12 protein-coding genes, 1 tRNA gene and 1 CRISPR repeat array (1 of these 14 only partly in view) are annotated in these 17,205 nt (G+C 40.9%); of the genes, 6 read left to right on the top strand and 7 right to left on the bottom strand.

All coding sequences use genetic code 11. The annotated features are described in order from the left end of the window. The 7 genes from M1F56_RS07940 to M1F56_RS07910 form a co-directional block, all read right to left on the bottom strand. A tRNA-Glu gene (locus M1F56_RS07940) sits at positions 1 to 72 on the bottom strand. A 116-nt stretch (positions 73 to 188) separates the two neighbouring features. Next, positions 189 to 623 (bottom strand): cytidine deaminase family protein, encoded by a 435-nt coding sequence (locus tag M1F56_RS07935; RefSeq protein ID WP_247917368.1) that lies wholly within the window; start codon positions 621 to 623, stop codon positions 189 to 191. A 12-nt stretch (positions 624 to 635) separates the two neighbouring features. Then, positions 636 to 2,096, bottom strand: coding sequence for a glutamate--tRNA ligase (gltX, locus tag M1F56_RS07930; RefSeq protein ID WP_247917367.1), 1,461 nt, complete (start codon positions 2,094 to 2,096; stop codon positions 636 to 638). 127 nt (positions 2,097 to 2,223) lie between these two features. Beyond that, positions 2,224 to 3,573, bottom strand: coding sequence for a glucose-6-phosphate isomerase (locus tag M1F56_RS07925; RefSeq protein ID WP_247917366.1), 1,350 nt, complete (start codon positions 3,571 to 3,573; stop codon positions 2,224 to 2,226). 168 nt (positions 3,574 to 3,741) lie between these two features. Further along, positions 3,742 to 4,431, bottom strand: coding sequence for a gamma-glutamyl-gamma-aminobutyrate hydrolase family protein (locus M1F56_RS07920; protein ID WP_220107370.1), 690 nt, complete (start codon positions 4,429 to 4,431; stop codon positions 3,742 to 3,744). A 138-nt stretch (positions 4,432 to 4,569) separates the two neighbouring features. Next, the gene (locus tag M1F56_RS07915; RefSeq protein WP_247917365.1) at positions 4,570 to 6,336 is read right to left on the bottom strand and encodes an ABC transporter ATP-binding protein; all 1,767 of its coding nucleotides are present in this window, start codon (positions 6,334 to 6,336) and stop codon (positions 4,570 to 4,572) included. A gap of 1 nt (position 6,337) precedes the next feature. Then, a complete protein-coding gene (locus tag M1F56_RS07910; RefSeq protein WP_247917364.1) occupies positions 6,338 to 8,044 on the bottom strand; it encodes an ABC transporter ATP-binding protein in 1,707 nt (568 codons plus the stop codon). A gap of 206 nt (positions 8,045 to 8,250) precedes the next feature. Here M1F56_RS07910 and M1F56_RS07905 point away from each other — a divergent pair, with 206 nt between their 5' ends. From M1F56_RS07905 to csn2, 6 genes are all read left to right on the top strand, one after another. Beyond that, complete coding sequence (locus M1F56_RS07905; RefSeq protein WP_247917363.1) at positions 8,251 to 9,267, top strand: NAD(P)H-dependent glycerol-3-phosphate dehydrogenase; 1,017 nt, start codon at positions 8,251 to 8,253, stop codon at positions 9,265 to 9,267. 22 nt (positions 9,268 to 9,289) lie between these two features. Further along, positions 9,290 to 10,189 carry a UTP--glucose-1-phosphate uridylyltransferase GalU gene (galU, locus tag M1F56_RS07900; RefSeq protein ID WP_247917362.1) on the top strand — a complete coding sequence of 300 codons (900 nt, stop codon included), beginning with the start codon at positions 9,290 to 9,292 and terminating at the stop codon, positions 10,187 to 10,189. 679 nt (positions 10,190 to 10,868) lie between these two features. Beyond that, entirely contained in the window at positions 10,869 to 15,014 is a 4,146-nt protein-coding gene (cas9, locus tag M1F56_RS07895; protein WP_247917361.1) for a type II CRISPR RNA-guided endonuclease Cas9, read from the top strand. After that, a complete protein-coding gene (cas1, locus tag M1F56_RS07890) occupies positions 15,014 to 15,880 on the top strand; it encodes a type II CRISPR-associated endonuclease Cas1 (protein ID WP_247917360.1) in 867 nt (288 codons plus the stop codon). Before cas9 ends, cas1 begins: the two co-directional genes overlap by 1 nt. Continuing rightward, the gene (gene cas2, locus M1F56_RS07885) at positions 15,877 to 16,221 is read left to right on the top strand and encodes a CRISPR-associated endonuclease Cas2 (protein ID WP_084874084.1); all 345 of its coding nucleotides are present in this window, start codon (positions 15,877 to 15,879) and stop codon (positions 16,219 to 16,221) included. The genes cas1 and cas2 overlap by 4 nt, the downstream gene beginning before the upstream one ends. Next, on the top strand, positions 16,211 to 16,873 hold the full coding sequence (gene csn2 / locus M1F56_RS07880; protein ID WP_247917359.1) for a type II-A CRISPR-associated protein Csn2: 663 nt from the start codon (positions 16,211 to 16,213) through the stop codon (positions 16,871 to 16,873). Before cas2 ends, csn2 begins: the two co-directional genes overlap by 11 nt. A 90-nt stretch (positions 16,874 to 16,963) precedes the next feature. Then, positions 16,964 to 17,205: direct repeats of the CRISPR family, unit length 36 nt; unit sequence GTTTTAGAGCTGTGTTGTTTCGAATGGTTCCAAAAC (it continues 522 nt past the right edge of the window).

Genomic DNA, 17,205 nt, shown 5'->3' with positions numbered 1-17,205 from the left:
TAGTCCGTACGGGATTCGAACCCGTGTTACCGCCGTGAAAAGGCGGTGTCTTAACCCCTTGACCAACGGACCTTGAGTTTTTCAACTCTTTCTATTATACCTACTTTTCCTCCTTTGTCAAGAACTTTTTTCCTCTTTACCGAAATTCTGAAAAAATAAGGGAAAAGAGCCAGTAAAACTGACTCCTTCTATTTATCTTGCCAATTAGTCGCACGTTCCTCTCCCCACCAGTATGGGATCAACTCGGCAACTTTGATTGTTTTTCTTGTTTTGTAGTCCATCATGAACTCTGCTTCTTTATTTTCAGCATTCAATTCTAAGAGAAATTCTCTGCATGCGCCACAGGGCATACCTGATCCTTCGCCGTAGGAAGGTTTATCTCGAAAGGCGAGGATTTTCTTAACTTTAGTTTTTCCTGAAAATTGATACATATTGAAGAGAGCCGCTCGTTCTGCACAAAGATGAAAAACGCCACAAGTGCCCTCCATACAGAATCCTGTGAAGATTTGACCATCTTCTGCTTCTATCGCAGCAACAACATGGTTAGCATAAACAAAGTCAGAAACTTCATGGGGATTGAATAAGGTTCGTGCTTCTTCATACATCTTTTCCCAAGTATCCATTGGAAGTCCTTTTTACTTAGAAATCTCTTTGAGCATGTTATCGATATGCTGGATAGATTTTTCACGACCTAATAGGTAAATCGTATCTGGAAGTTCTGGTCCATGCATTTCACCTGATACAGCAATACGAATCGGCATGAAGAGATTTTTTCCTTTGATACCTGTTTCTTTTTGAACTGCTTTGATTTGCGGGAAGATGTTTTCTGTCACAAATTCCTCATCTGTCATTGCTTCTAGTTTCGCTTTGAAGGCTTCTAGAACAACCGGAACGGTTTCTCCTGCCATGACCTCGCGCTCAGCGTCTGTCAACTCTGGGAAATCTGCAAAGAAAAGATCTGTCAATGGAACAATTTCATCCACTGACTTCATTTGTGGTTTGTAGAGTTCCACCATTTTTTCAGACTTGTCAGTCAAACGCCCTGCTTCTTTTAGGAATGGTTTTGCCATCTCAAAGATAGTTGCTAAGTCAGCTCTCTTGATGTAGTCGTTGCTCATCCAGTCTAGTTTTTTCTGATCGAAGGCTGCTGGTGACTTGCTGAGACGATTTTCATCAAAGAGTTTAATCAATTCCTCACGTGAGAAGATTTCATCTTCGCCACCTGGGTTCCAACCAAGAAGAGCAATAAAGTTAAAGACTGCTTCTGGCAAATAGCCTTTTTTACGGTAGTCTTCGATAAACTGAAGGGTGTTGGTGTCGCGTTTAGACAATTTTTTACCCGTTTCAGAGTTGATGATCAAAGTCATGTGACCGAACTCTGGAGCTTCCCAACCAAGAGCCTCATAAACCATAAGCTGTTTTGGGGTGTTGGCAATGTGGTCATCTCCACGGATAACATGAGAAATTTGCATATCGTGATCATCAATCACAACAGCAAAATTGTAAGTTGGGTAACCGTCTTTCTTTTGAATAACCCAGTCACCACCAATATTGCCACCTTCAAACTCGATATCACCTTTGACTATATCGTGCCATTTGTAGATACCAGACTCATTGACAGCCAAACGGACAGTTGGGATGATACCAGCTGCTTCACGTTCTGCAATGTAAGCCGCCTTTTCTTCTTCGCTCATGCCAAGATATTCATTGATGTAGCGTGGTGTTTCGCCAGCTGCTTCTTGGCGTTCGCGCTCAGCTGCCAACTCTTCTTCTGTAACGTAAGATTTGTAGGCTTTTCCTTCAGCTAGCAATTGGTAGATGTATTTTTGATAGAGTTCCAAACGCTCTGACTGGCGATAGTTTTCATGAGTTTCTGGACTTTCATCCCAATCCATTCCTAACCAACGAAGATTTTCAAGCTGTGAACGTTCTCCATCCTCAACATGGCGTTTACGGTCAGTATCTTCGATACGAATGATAAAAGTTCCACCATGATGGCGTGCGTAAAGGTAGTTAAACAATGCTGTACGGGCATTTCCGATGTGTAGTAGTCCTGTTGGACTTGGTGCGTAGCGTACGCGGATATCTTTTGACATAGCTTCTCCTATAAAGTCTCTAGGCGTCTGCCTTTTTGCTTTCTATATTATATCACAAGTCTCTCCTGAGTCCAATTTCTACGGATAAAGAGAGTAAAAAGAGTGGTCAGGCCACTCTTTTCTTTTATTATAGACGTGCGTTAAGCTCTTTGCTCAATTCTTCAAATCCTGGTTTTCCAAGAAGGGCAAACATGTTGCGTTTGTATGCTTCAACACCTGGTTGGTCAAATGGGTTGATGGCATTCAAGTAACCTGAAAGGGCGATAGCCAATTCGAAGAAGTAGATCGTGTAGCCAAGAGTGAAGGCATCTTGCTCTGGAAGGGTTACGTACATGTTTGGTACATCACCGTCTGTGTGGGCAAGAAGAACACCGTCAGTTGCTTTTTTGTTTACAAAGTCAACGTCTTTTCCTTGAAGGTAACCAAGTCCGTCAAGGTCTTCTTCCAAAGTAGGAATGATCACGTTCTTACGTGGTTTGTCAACACGAACAACTGTTTCAAACATGATACGAGTTCCTTCTTGGATAAATTGACCCAATGAGTGCAAGTCAGTTGAGAAGTTTGCTGAAGTTGGGTAAATACCTTTTTGGTCTTTCCCTTCTGACTCACCAGCCAATTGTTTCCACCATTCTGAGAAGTATTGAAGTGATGGCTCGTAGTTTACCAAGATTTCAGTAGCGTAGCCTTTGCGGTAAAGGATGTTACGAACTACTGCGTATTGATAAGCTTCATTTTCAGCAATCTTGTCTGAAGTGTAGTCTTTACGAGCTGCATTCGCACCTTCCATAAGGGCTTTGATGTCAGCTCCTGATGCAGCGATTGGAAGCAAACCAACTGCTGTCAAGACTGAGAAGCGTCCACCGATGTCATCTGGAACAACAAATGTTTCCCAACCGTTGGCATCTGCTTCAACCTTAACAGCACCTTTTTGGCGGTCAGTTGTAGCGTAGATACGTTTGTTAGCTTCTTCTTGACCGTATTTCTTAACCAAGAGTTCTTTAAAGACACGGAAAGCGATGGCTGGTTCTGTTGTTGTACCTGATTTAGAAATCACGTTTACTGAGAAGTCTTTGTCAGCTACGTACTCTACCAAGTCAGCAAGGTAAGTAGATGAAATTGAGTTTCCAGCGTAAAGGATTTGTGGCGCTTTACGCTCTTCTTTTGTTTGTAAGTTAGCAAAGTGGTGGTTCAAGAAGTCGATGGCTGCTTTGGCACCAAGGTAAGATCCACCGATACCGATTACAACCAAAACATCGCTGTCTGATTTAATTTGCTCAGCAGCTTTCAAGATGCGGTCGAATTCTTCGCGGTCATAATTTTCAGGAAGGTCCAACCAACCCAAAAAGTCGCTACCAGCACCAGTTCCTTTACGAATCAATTCGTCTGCAGCTGTTACTTGTGCTTGCATGTATTCCACTTCATGTGGGGCAACAAATTTGTCTAAAACTTTTGAATAATCAAATTTAATATGTGACATGATAATCCTCCAATATTTCTTCTTTTCTATCATAACGCTTACCTTCGATTTTTTCAAGCTTTTTTATTGAATTTGCCCAATTTTTATCATAATTCAAACGTTTGCGTAAAAACGCTAAAATACAAAAAATCTGAAAGGACGAATAAAAACGGCTAGATATTCTAACCGTTACAATTCATTTAATAAATACTCAAATAGTTCTAAATTGCCGTCCTCTTCATTGACCAAAAACTCTGGATGCCACTGCAAACCAATGATACGATGCTCGTCGATAGACTCAATCGCTTCGATGGTCTGGTCTCTTGGATCAATAGCTGTCACACGGAAATTAGGTGCTAGGTCTTTGATACTTTGACGATGGACTGAGTTGACCTGACTTTCTTTGCCAAACAACTTAGCCACCACGCTTCCTTCTACTGTCTCAATAGAATGAGATGTCCCGAAAGGCAAGCCTTGCCAGTGGCCCTCAATTTCTTGGTGGAGGGTGCCGCCAAAAGCAACATTGACCAGCTGGACACCACGGCAGATTGCTAAAATGGGCTTATCCTGACGGAGCGCTTCTTTCAAGAGGGCCAGTTCAAACTCATCTCGCACTAGGTTGTAATCATCGCTCTCAATGGTTTTTTTCTCTCCATAAAACTGAGGATGGACATTTTGCCCACCTGTCAAGATGAGTTTGTCAATCATTTCCACATAATCGCGCACAACGGACTCATCACCAACAGGAATCACTAAAGGGAGACCTCCGACTTGACGAATGCTCTCTGCAAATTTACAGGATACAGATGAATGAATGTTTTTCCCTTCTGCATCTACAGGACATAGATTTGCAGCAACTCCTACAACCGTTCTAGCCATGATGTGTCTCCTTTCGATTTTCTGCGACAGTCTTATCTTATCACTCCAACCTTTTCCTGTCTAATATGTTTTTTTAAAGACCGTGATAAGTATTTTTTATGGACAAGAAAAAGCTGCCCAATGAGGACAACTTCTTTTTTATTCGAAGACAAATTGATTGTGATACAGTTCTGAATAGAAGCCGCCGAGTTTGAGCAACTCGTGATGATTTCCACGTTCAATGACCTCTCCATCTTTGAGGACAATAATCTGATCTGCATTGAGGATGGTCTTGAGACGATGGGCAATGACAAAACTGGTTCGACCTGCTACTACTGCCTCCATGGCATGTTGAATCTTACTTTCTGTTACGGTATCGACATTGGAAGTCGCTTCGTCTAAGATTAGGACTTGAGGATCTGTCATCAAGGTCCGAGCGATGGAAATCAATTGTTTCTGCCCAGTCGAGAAGATATTTTGATCATCATCAATAAGGGTATCATACTTGTCAGGCAAGCTTTCGATATAGTCATGAATATGAGTTGCCTTGGCAGCCGCTTCGACCATTTCCTGACTGGCATCTGGCACACCAAAGCGGATATTGTCTCGGATTGTTCCACTAAACAAGACCGAATCCTGCAAGACAATCCCGACCTTACTCCGCAGGCTATCCAAGTCGTAGTCACGAATGTCTTTCCCATCAAAGGAAATGCTACCTGCATCCACATCGTAGAAACGATTGATGAGGTTCATGATGGTCGTTTTCCCCGAGCCAGTCGGGCCAACAACTGCTATCATCTGCCCCTTAGGAGCTGAAATGCTAACATCTTTTAAAATCGGCTTGTCAGGCAAATAAGAAAAATCAATGTGACTGATTTCAACACCTTCTCGTAATTCCGTAAAGGCTGGTGCATTTTGCGGACGGATTTCTTCTTCTGCATCGAACATTTCTTGGATACGATCCGCCCCAGTAAAGGCCAACTGGAGGCTCCCCCAACTCGCAGCCACCTGGATAATCGGCTGGTAGTACTGCTGAGAAAATTGGGTAAACATGACGATCAAACCTAGGGCTGTCGTTGTTTCGATACTTGGATCGTTCAGCAAGACAGCCGAACCTACAAAAATGACGATGGCCGTATTAACCAAGCTCATCCCATTCATGACTGGAAAGAGGATACCTGAGAACATTCTCCCTTTAAAAGTTGCCTTGCGCACGCGCTCATTTTGCTCCACAAAGCCTGCTACGATGTCGTCTTGAATTCCTTGTACGATAACAGCTTTCTGTCCAGAAATACTCTCATCCATGTAGGCGTTTAGTTTCCCAACCTCTTTTTGCTGGAGATTGGTGTACTTGCGGGCCATTTTCACGATGAAGACCAACATGAGAAAGGCCACTGGGGTGCTGGCTACTGTTATCAGGGCGAGCGTCACATTTCTTGAAAACATGACAAAAATCAAACCGATGTAAAGAGCAATATTGCTCATGACCTGAACTAAGCTTTCATTGAAGGCTTGAAGGATGTTGTCCAAGTCACTCGTGAAGCGAGAAAGGATATCGCCATCATGATGGCGGTCAAAGAAAGAAACCGTCAAACGGGAAAGTTTACCAAAAAGGCCCTTACGCATCTCATTTGTCGACTCGGCAATCACACAGGTCATCAAGGTCATGTAAATCAAACTGGATACCACTAAGGCGAGGACAACTAGAGCTAGATTCAGCATCAGAGCTGATAAACTCTGCCAGGCTAGTTCGGAAGTTCCATTTTGATAAGCTAAAACTAGGTTAGCGAGCTCCGTCACTGCTTGACCTGAAAAAACTGGAAAGAGGGCTTGGGCAATCGTCGCAACTGCAACCATCAGAATCACAATGACAAAGGAGAGCTTGTAAACTTTAAAGTAATTCCAGAAAAATCGCACTGTTTTCATTTTATTCCTCCTTTCCCTTTTGTGTTTCGTAGATTTCGCGGTAGATGGCGTTGTTAGCTACCAAGTCTGCATGTGTGCCTTGACCAATCAATCGTCCTTGGTCCAAGACCAAAATCTTATCTGCATGGACGACTGAACTGATCTTTTGAGCGATGATAATGGTTGTCGTCCCTTTCAGGTCTTTATTCAAAGCTTCCTGTACGAGTCTTTCTGACTTTGCATCTAGGGCTGAAGTCGAATCGTCAAAAATCAGGATACGGGGATTGCTGACAATCCCACGGGCAATGGACATCCGTTGTTTTTGTCCACCAGAAAAGTTGGTGCCACGTTCTTCGACCTGACTCTCAAATTTGTTTTCCATGCGTCCGATAAATTCGCTGGCTTGGGCAATCCGTGCTGCACGTTCCATTTCTGACACGCTGGCATTTCCTTTTCCTTGACGAAGATTATCTGCAATTGTCCCACTAAAGAGAATAGCACGTTGCAAGACGATGGAAACTGTTTTACGCAAGGTTCCCTCGCTGACGTCTCGAATATCCTTGCCACCAATCTTGATAGATCCCTCCTGTGGATCAAAAAGTCGTGGAATTAACTGAGCTAGAGTGGACTTCCCTGCTCCAGTAGCCCCAACCACACCGATCATCTGACCAGGCGCAATTTCAAAGGTTACATTCTTCAGCATAGGCTCATCGTCATTGGGATAGGTGAAGGTTACATTTTCAAAAGAGAGACTTCCTTCTAACTCCTCATCTGGGAGATCTTTAAAGGTCATCGCTGGCTCGGTATCTAGAATTTCGCGGATACGACGCAAGGAAATCATGGCACGGCTGACAGAATTTCCTAAAAATCCAACCATGATGATGGTAAAGATAATCTGGCTGAGATAGTTGATAAAGGAAGCAATAGAGCCCACAACAGATGGATCTGACTGAGCCATGCCTGCCACCAACCAGATAGAGAGGAAGACCGCTCCATAGCCGACTAGCATCATAACAGGTTCTATAACTGAGAAGGCATAACCGATATAAAGATTTTGCCCGAGAAGTTCATCTGAAACCTCAGTAAATTTGTCAAATTGTGCTTTTTCCTGTACAAAGGATTTGACCACGCGCACACCACGTAGATTTTCTTTGGCGATAGCATTGATCCGTTCAAGAAGAGTTTGAAACTTAGCAAATCGTGGCCCCATCATCCCCATCATGATGGCTGTTAGTGCAAAGATTAGGAGCACCATGAGGACAATCACCCACCAAAGTGATGGAAGAGTATGAACCGCCAAGATAAAGGAACCGATAAAGAGAAGAGGGAGACGGAAGAGGATTTGAAAAGCCATCATCACCACATTCTGAATTTGGTTGATATCATTGGTCATACGGACGACAAGATTACCCGCATTAAACTGCTCGATATTGGCATAAGAAAAGGTCTGAATCTTGCGAAAGGCGTCTTCCCGAAGATCCGAAGACACTCCTTGAGCAATGTAGGCTGCAAGCGTTACATTGACCCCACCTGCAACCAGACCGACTAGGGCTACTCCTATCAGCCAAGCGCCAATACTATAAATAGCCTCATTTTGCCCGGCCAACAAAGCCTCTAACACCTCTTGCAAATAGCGCGGTTGCAAGAGCGAACTCGTAACCATCAAGCCTGTCATCATTAAGGATGCCAAGGCTTGCCATTTATAGGTTTTTATTTTTTTAATGAGCATATTTCCTCCTAATAAAATAGATAAAGGGAGCGACATCTTGCGTCAGCTCCTTCTCATTCGTTCATATTGATGCTATTCTAGCAAAAAAGAGGAATCTTGTCAAAGAAGTCTCCTTATTATAAATTAGTGCGCTTTCATATACAGGTGATGCATGAAAAGGCTTTTTATGGTAAAATGAAAGGAAGAACTCTTACAAGGAGGAAAAGATGAAGAAACAAACCATCGCTGTCTTGGGTCCTGGTTCTTGGGGGACCGCCCTTTCGCAAGTCCTAAACGACAATGGACACGAGGTTCGAATTTGGGGAAATATTTCTGACCAGATCGATGAAATCAATAACCAACATACAAACAAACGCTATTTCAAAGATATCCTACTCGACGAAAAGATCAAAGCCTATCATGACTTGGAAGAAACACTAAAGGATGTGGATGCTGTTTTATTTGTGGTCCCAACAAAAGTAACGAGACTGGTTGCCCGACAAGTAGCAAAGGTACTCGATCACAAGGTTATCATCATGCATGCCTCCAAAGGCTTGGAACCAGATAGCCACAAACGTCTATCAACCATTCTTGAAGAGGAAATCCCAGCTGACCTTCGCAGTGATATCGTCGTTGTTTCAGGACCGAGCCATGCTGAGGAAACTATTGTACGGGATATTACCTTGATCACAGCAGCCTCTAAAGACCTCGAAACTGCTCAGTACGTCCAAAATCTCTTTAGCAATCACTACTTCCGCCTCTATACAAATACGGACGTTATCGGGGTTGAAACCGCTGGTGCTCTTAAAAACATCATCGCAGTTGGTGCTGGTGCATTACATGGACTAGGGTTTGGCGACAATGCCAAGGCGGCTATCATTGCCCGTGGCTTGGCAGAAATCACCCGTCTAGGAGTCGCTCTTGGGGCAAATCCTCTAACTTATAGCGGGCTTTCTGGAGTTGGGGATTTGATTGTAACGGGGACATCTGTCCACTCTCGTAACTGGAGAGCCGGTGACGCTCTCGGCCGTGGAGAATCCCTAGCAGACATCGAAGCCAACATGGGTATGGTCATTGAAGGAATTTCAACAACTCGAGCAGCTTACGAACTGGCTCAGGAATTGGGTGTCTACATGCCGATCACACAGGCTATTTACCGAGTTATCTACGAAGGTGTCAATATCAAAGAAGCAATCACTGACATCATGAACAATGAATTTAAAGCAGAAAACGAATGGTCTTAGACCCTTATAGAAAGGAACATTTATGAAACAACAAGTCAGAAAAGCAGTCATCCCTGCCGCTGGATTGGGAACTCGCTTCCTCCCAGCAACTAAGGCCTTGGCCAAGGAAATGTTGCCAATCGTAGACAAGCCAACTATCCAGTTTATCGTTGAAGAAGCTCTCAAATCTGGTATCGAAGACATTTTGGTTGTTACGGGTAAGTCAAAACGTTCTATTGAGGACCATTTCGACTCAAACTTCGAATTGGAATACAACCTCAAAGAAAAAGGGAAAACAGATCTTTTAAAGCTAGTTGATGAAACAACTGGCATGCGCCTACATTTTATCCGCCAAACGCATCCACGTGGTCTCGGCGATGCCGTTTTGCAAGCCAAGGCTTTCGTTGGAAATGAACCCTTTATCGTTATGCTTGGTGATGACTTGATGGATATCACCAACGAAAAAGCTGTTCCGCTCACCAAACAACTCATGGATGACTACGAGCGTACCCACGCGTCTACTATCGCTGTTATGCCAGTCCCTCATGACGAAGTATCTGCTTACGGGGTTATTGCTCCGCAAGGCGAAGGAAAAGACGGCCTTTACAGCGTTGAAACCTTCGTTGAAAAACCAGCGCCAGAGGATGCTCCTAGCGACCTTGCTATTATCGGACGCTACCTCCTCACTCCTGAAATTTTCCAAATCCTCGAAAATCAAGCTCCAGGTGCAGGAAATGAAATTCAGCTGACAGATGCAATCGACACCCTCAATAAAACACAACGTGTATTTGCTCGTGAGTTCAAAGGGGCTCGTTACGATGTCGGAGATAAGTTTGGCTTTATGAAAACATCGATCGACTACGCTCTCAAACACCCACAAGTCAAAGACGACTTGAAAGACTACCTCATCCAACTCGGAAAAGAGTTAGCTGAGGGGGAATAGAAGAACAGTTCATATAAAAAAGAACTAGGATAGTTAATTATCCCAGTTCTTTTTATTTTATATTGCTATTCTTTAGAACATCTACTTAAAAAGGAATCCGTATTTCTCAGTTCACTTACTTATAAACTCCATCGAAACGGTCTCAAACTTCATGAAAGCGCTATGATATTATTTGTTTTTTTATAAAAATAGGAGTACAATGAGTTAGTATAATAAAATAAAAAGCACCGAATCGGCGCGCACTTTTTCAAGTTGTGTACGGACAAAGCCTTATTTTAACTTGCTGTGTTGTTTCGAATAGTTCCAACAATTTCATTGTACTATACTTGTCAAAGATTATCAAGTGAAATGTAAATTATTTTACAGATACGACAAAAAGCTTGTTTATCCTCATTTGAAACAATACAGTTCTAAAACTAAAATACAACCCCTTAATAATTCTAACAGATTTCCACAAATATATCATTATTTTATTGAAATTCTCATTGGAAATGCTAAAATATAATTGAGATTGTATTTTAAGGAGATTGTTTTGAAGAAATTCAAATTTACTAAAGATAATTTAGCTATTCTAACTGAGTTAGTAAAGTTTATGAAGGGGTGCATTGACTTAATCAAAGCTCTCATTTCTTAATTTTTAAATTATATCTTAATACAAATACAACGGAGGTTTTTATACATGGAAAACAAAAATTACTCTATCGGACTTGATATCGGAACTAACAGTGTCGGATGGAGTGTTATCACTGACGATTATAAAGTCCCATCGAAAAAGATGAAAGTTTTGGGCAATACCGATAAACACTTTATCAAGAAAAATCTCATCGGGACTCTATTGTTTGATGAGGGAACTACTGCTGAAGCTAGACGCCTTAAACGAACTGCACGTCGTCGCTATACCCGCCGGAAAAATCGTCTTCGCTATCTTCAAGAAATCTTTTCTGAGGAAATAAGCAAGGTGGATAGTAGTTTCTTTCATCGATTGGATGACTCCTTTTTAATTCCTGAGGACAAAAGAGGGAGTAAATATCCTATTTTTGCTACCTTGGCAGAAGAAAAAAAATACCATAAGCAATTTCCAACTATCTATCATTTGAGAAAGCAATTAGCAGATTCAAAAGAAAGAACTGACTTGCGCTTAATCTATCTAGCATTAGCTCATATGATTAAATACCGCGGACATTTTTTATATGAAGAATCTTTCGATATTAAAAACAATGATATCCAAAAAATCTTTAACGAGTTTATAAGCATTTACGACAACACCTTTGAAGGAAGTTCACTTAGTGGACAAGACGCACAAGTAGAAGCAATTTTTACTGATAAAATTAGTAAATCTGCAAAGAGAGAACGCGTTCTAAAACTCTTTCCTGATGAAAAGTCCACTGGTTTATTTTCGGAATTTCTCAAGTTAATTGTAGGAAATCAAGCTGAGTTTAAAAAACATTTTGACTTGGAAGAAAAAGCTCCACTACAATTCTCTAAAGATACCTATGATGAAGATTTGGAAAACTTACTCGGACAAATTGGAGATAGTTTTGCAGAGCTTTTCGAGGCCGCTAAAAAACTCTATGATGCTATTCTTCTATCAGGAATCTTAACCGTTACAGATCCTTCAACCAAGGCCCCGCTATCAGCATCTATGATTGAGCGCTATGAAAATCACCAAAAAGATTTGGCATCTTTAAAACAATTCATCAAAAACAATCTTCCAGAAAAATATGATGAAGTTTTTTCTGACGATAGCAAAAATGGTTATGCAGGATATGTCGGGGTTGATTTAAAAGTACGTAAAAGAAATGGTAAATTAGCAACTGAGGAAGAATTTTATAAATATCTCAAGAGCATTTTAAATAATGTTAAAGGGGCAGACTATTTCCTGGATAAAATTGAACGTGAAGATTTCTTGAGAAAACAACGCACCTTTGATAATGGTTCTATTCCTCACCAAATTCATCTTCAAGAGATGAATGCCATTCTCCGTCGGCAAGGAGAACATTATCCATTTCTGAAGGAAAACAAAGAAAAGATAGAGAAAATCTTGACCTTCCGTATTCCTTACTATGTTGGCCCATTGGCTCGTGGCAATCGTGATTTTGCTTGGCTTACTCGAAATTCTGATCAAGCAATAAGACCTTGGAATTTTGAAGAAATTGTTGATAAAGCAAGCTCTGCGGAAGACTTCATCAATAAGATGACTAACTATGACTTGTATTTGCCAGAGGAAAAAGTTTTGCCTAAGCATAGTCTCTTGTATGAAACATTTGCTGTCTATAATGAATTAACAAAAGTAAAATTTATTGCAGAAGGATTGAGAGACTATCAATTCCTTGATAGTGGGCAGAAGAGGCAAATTGTCGAGCAATTATTCAAAGAGAAAAGAAAAGTAACTGAAAAAGACATCATCCAGTTTCTACACAATGTTGATGGCTACGATGGAATCGAACTAAAAGGAATTGAAAAACAATTTAACGCTAGTCTTTCTACTTATCATGATTTACTCAAGATTACCAAAGATAAAGAGTTTATGGATGACCCTAAAAATGAAGAGATTCTTGAAAATATCGTCCACACGCTAACTATCTTTGAAGATCGTGAGATGATCAAGCAACGCCTTGCTCAATATGACTCTCTCTTTGATGGAAAAGTAATCAAAGCACTAACTCGTCGACATTATACTGGTTGGGGAAAACTCTCTGCCAAACTGATTAACGGTATCTGTGATAAACAAACTGGTAAAACGATTCTTGACTACCTGATTGATGACGGTAAGAACAATCGCAACTTTATGCAGTTAATCAATGATGACGGACTATCCTTCAAAGAAATTATCCAAAAAGCACAAGTGGTTGGTAAGACAAATGATGTGAAACAAGTTGTTCAGGAACTTCCAGGAAGCCCTGCCATTAAAAAGGGAATTTTACAAAGTATCAAGATCGTTGATGAACTTGTCAAGGTTATGGGTCACGAACCTGAGTCCATTGTCATTGAAATGGCGCGTGAAAATCAAACCACTGCTAAAGGTAAAAAGAATTCCCAACAGAGATATAAGCGCATTGAAGATGCACTAAAAAATCTAGCTCCTGGGCTTGATTCAACTATATTAAAGGAACATCCAACAGATAATATTCAACTTCAAAACGACCGTCTCTTCCTTTACTATCTCCAAAACGGGAAGGATATGTATACTGGAGAAGCTCTTGACATCAACCAACTGAGCAGCTATGACATTGACCACATCGTCCCACAAGCCTTTATCAAGGATGATTCTCTTGATAACCGTGTCTTGACGAGTTCAAAAGAAAATCGTGGGAAATCCGATAATGTTCCTAGTCTTGAAGTAGTTGAAAAGATGAAAGCTTTTTGGCAACAATTATTGGATTTCAAATTGATTTCCTACCGTAAATTTAACAATTTAACCAAGGCTGAACGAGGCGGGCTAAATGAGCTTGATAAAGTTGGCTTTATCAAACGCCAACTAGTTGAAACACGCCAAATCACAAAACATGTTGCACAGATTTTGGATGCTCGCTTCAATAAAGAAGTGACTGAGAAGGATAAGAAGAACCGTAATGTCAAAATCATCACTTTGAAATCCAACCTGGTTTCCAACTTCCGTAAAGAATTTGGGTTATATAAGGTGCGGGAAATCAATGACTACCACCACGCACATGATGCCTACTTAAATGCCGTAGTGGCTAAGGCTATCCTCAAGAAATATCCTAAACTAGAGCCTGAATTCGTCTATGGTGACTATCAAAAGTACGATCTTAAGAGATACATCTCAAGATCCAAAGACCCTAAAGAAATCGAAAAAGCAACTGAAAAGTATTTCTTCTACTCAAACTTGTTGAACTTCTTTAAAGAAGAGGTGCATTACGCAGACGGAACTATCGTAAAAAGAGAGAATATCGAATACTCCAAAGATACCGGAGAAATCGCTTGGAATAAGGAAAAAGATTTCGCTACAATCAAAAAAGTTCTTTCACTTCCGCAGGTGAATATTGTGAAGAAGCGAGAGGTGCAAACAGGTGGCTTCTCTAAAGAGTCCATTCTTCCTAAGGGAAATTCTGATAAGCTAATCCCTCGAAAAACAAAGGATATTCTTTGGGACACTACTAAATATGGGGGATTTGATAGTCCGGTTATCGCCTACTCAATCTTGCTCATTGCCGATATCGAAAAAGGAAAAGCGAAAAAACTGAAGACTATCAAAACTCTAGTTGGTATCACGATTATGGAAAAGGCCGCTTTTGAGGAGAATCCAATAACTTTCCTTGAAAATAAAGGCTATCATAATGTCCGTAAAGAAAACATCCTCTGCCTACCTAAGTATAGTTTATTTGAACTGGAAAATGGTCGCAGACGACTACTTGCAAGTGCGAAAGAACTTCAAAAAGGCAATGAAATAGTGCTTCCAGTATATTTAACAACCTTGCTCTACCATTCTAAAAATGTCTATAAACTAGACGAACCAGGACATTTAGAATATATTCAGAAACACCGAAATGAATTTAAGGATTTATTAAATCTTGTATCTGAGTTCTCTCAAAAATATGTCCTCGCAGATGCAAATCTAGAGAAAATCAAGAACTTATATGCAGACAATAAGCAAGCAGATATAGAAATTCTAGCAAATTCGTTTATCAATTTGTTGACCTTTACTGCTTTGGGTGCTCCTGCTGCCTTTAAATTTTTTGGCAAAGATGTTGATCGAAAACGATACACAACTGTATCCGAAATCCTCAACGCCACCCTCATCCACCAATCCATCACTGGTCTCTACGAGACTCGGATTGACTTAAGCAAACTGGGAGAAGACTAATGGGATGGAGAACCGTTGTTGTCAATACACACTCTAAGCTCTCCTACAAGAACAATCACTTGATTTTTAAAGATGCCTCTCGGACAGAGTTGATTCACCTGTCCGAGGTGGACATCCTTCTTTTGGAGACGACGGATATCGTTCTCTCCACCATGCTGATTAAACGTTTGGTGGATGAAAATATTCTGGTCATCTTTTGTGATGATAAACGCTTGCCAACTGCATACTTAATGCCCTACTACGGTCGGCACGATTCCAGTTTGCAACTCTCTCGGCAAATCTCATGGTGCGAGGAGGCTAAAGCACAAGTTTGGACCACCATTATTGCACAAAAAATTCTCAATCAGGCTTTTTATCTGGGGAGTTGTGGTTTTCTGGAAAAGAGCCAGTCCGTCATCGATCTCTATCATGGATTAGATCTATTTGATCCTAGTAACCGTGAGGGACACGCAGCTCGTATTTATTTCAACACCTTGTTTGGAAATGATTTCAGCCGTGAGCAAGATAGTGATATCAATGCTGCCTTGGACTACGGCTACACCTTGATTTTGAGTATGTTTGCGCGTGAGATTGTGTTGTCTGGCTGTATGACCCAGTTTGGCTTGAAACATGCCAACCAGTTCAATCAATTCAACCTTGCTAGCGATATTATGGAGCCTTTCCGTCCGATTATTGATAGAATTGTCTATGAAAATCGAAACAGTTCTTTTATCAAAATCAAACGAGAACTTTTTACTATTTTCTCAAATACCTTTCACTACAATGGTAAAGATATGTACCTGTCCAATATCATCAGTGACTATACTAAGAAAGTCATCCAAGCTCTCAATCAACCTGAGAAAGGAGTTCCTGAGTTTAGGATATGAGTTATCGATATATGCGTATGATTTTAATGTTTGATATGCCAGTTGATACCGTAGAGGAACGTAAGGCCTATCGGAAATTTCGGAAGTTCCTCATAGATGAGGGATTTATCATGCACCAATTCTCCATCTATAGCAAGCTCTTGCTCAACAACTCTGCTAATAACGCCATGATTGAACGCCTTAAAACTCATAATCCTAAAAAAGGGAGCATTACTCTCTTAACCGTTACAGAAAAGCAGTTTTCTCGCATGATTTACTTAAATGGTGAGCGAAATACCAGCGTAGCAAACTCCGACGCACGCTTGGTCTTTCTGGGAGAGGAGCCTAGAGATGAAGATTAATTTCCCGCTATTGGATGAACCATTAACTATTGAAAATGCAACTTTTTTAGTGTTGGAGGACCAGTTTACCTTTTCAACAATCGTCAAGCAGTTCTACCAATATACTGATGATGGGGAGTTGAAATTGTTTGATAGAAATCTAAAAGATCTGAAAGAATCAGAGCTGCTACTGATAACGGATGTCTTAGGATATAATCTCAACTCACCTGCCATGCTCAAGCTGATACATGCTGATTTAGAAAATCAACTCAATGACAAGCCCGAAGTCAAGTCCATGATTGAAAAGTTGGTTGCTACGATTACAGAATTGCTGGCATTTGAGTGTTTGGAAAACGAGTTAGACCTAGAGTATGATGAAATTACCATTCTAGAGTTAATCGATGCACTTGGTGTCAAAGTCGAAACCCTGAGTGATACACCTTTTGAAAAGATGCTAGAAATTGTCCAGGTTTTTAAATATCTTTCGAAAAAGAAGCTCCTTGTTTTCATCAATGCATCCGCCTATCTATCAAAGGATGAGTTAGTAAATTTGATAGAGTATATCCAACTCAATCAACTAAGGGTTTTATTTGTCGAACCTCGGAAAGTCTATGATTTTCCACAGTATGTGCTGGATTCTGACTATTTCTTGAACCCTGAAAATATGGTATAATAAGAGTAACAATTGGAACCTGACGAGCTGAAGTCTGGCTGGGACGAATGGCGCGATTACGAAATTTCGTGAGAAAATTTTTTCTACGAGGTTTTAGAGCTGTGTTGTTTCGAATGGTTCCAAAACCAAACGCCATTAGCAATTTCTCGTTCGAACTGTTTTAGAGCTGTGTTGTTTCGAATGGTTCCAAAACTCTGCTATTTCGCAAGGCGCTGGAGTTCCTGTTTTAGAGCTGTGTTGTTTCGAATGGTTCCAAAACAGCCTTTAACTTTGCCCCCGAAGACATTCTGTTTTAGAGCTGTGTTGTTTCGAATGGTTCCAAAACCCAGTTA

The sequence above is a fragment of the Streptococcus oralis genome (genome assembly GCF_023109005.1).
In the GTDB taxonomy this organism is placed as follows: domain Bacteria; phylum Bacillota; class Bacilli; order Lactobacillales; family Streptococcaceae; genus Streptococcus; species Streptococcus oralis_BU.
Note: the sequence above shows the minus strand (reverse complement) of the source record. Positions and strands in the feature narration are given on the sequence as shown.

Coding starts and splice junctions, on each gene's coding strand:
- cas9 (WP_247917361.1), top strand. CDS start 10,869: ATGGAAAACAAAAATTACTCTATCGGACTTGATATCGGAACTAACAGT.
- galU (WP_247917362.1), top strand. CDS start 9,290: ATGAAACAACAAGTCAGAAAAGCAGTCATCCCTGCCGCTGGATTGGGA.
- M1F56_RS07935 (WP_247917368.1), bottom strand. CDS start 623: ATGGATACTTGGGAAAAGATGTATGAAGAAGCACGAACCTTATTCAAT.
- M1F56_RS07920 (WP_220107370.1), bottom strand. CDS start 4,431: ATGGCTAGAACGGTTGTAGGAGTTGCTGCAAATCTATGTCCTGTAGAT.
- M1F56_RS07925 (WP_247917366.1), bottom strand. CDS start 3,573: ATGTCACATATTAAATTTGATTATTCAAAAGTTTTAGACAAATTTGTT.
- M1F56_RS07915 (WP_247917365.1), bottom strand. CDS start 6,336: ATGAAAACAGTGCGATTTTTCTGGAATTACTTTAAAGTTTACAAGCTC.
- gltX (WP_247917367.1), bottom strand. CDS start 2,096: ATGTCAAAAGATATCCGCGTACGCTACGCACCAAGTCCAACAGGACTA.
- M1F56_RS07910 (WP_247917364.1), bottom strand. CDS start 8,044: ATGCTCATTAAAAAAATAAAAACCTATAAATGGCAAGCCTTGGCATCC.
- csn2 (WP_247917359.1), top strand. CDS start 16,211: ATGAAGATTAATTTCCCGCTATTGGATGAACCATTAACTATTGAAAAT.
- cas1 (WP_247917360.1), top strand. CDS start 15,014: ATGGGATGGAGAACCGTTGTTGTCAATACACACTCTAAGCTCTCCTAC.
- M1F56_RS07905 (WP_247917363.1), top strand. CDS start 8,251: ATGAAGAAACAAACCATCGCTGTCTTGGGTCCTGGTTCTTGGGGGACC.
- cas2 (WP_084874084.1), top strand. CDS start 15,877: ATGAGTTATCGATATATGCGTATGATTTTAATGTTTGATATGCCAGTT.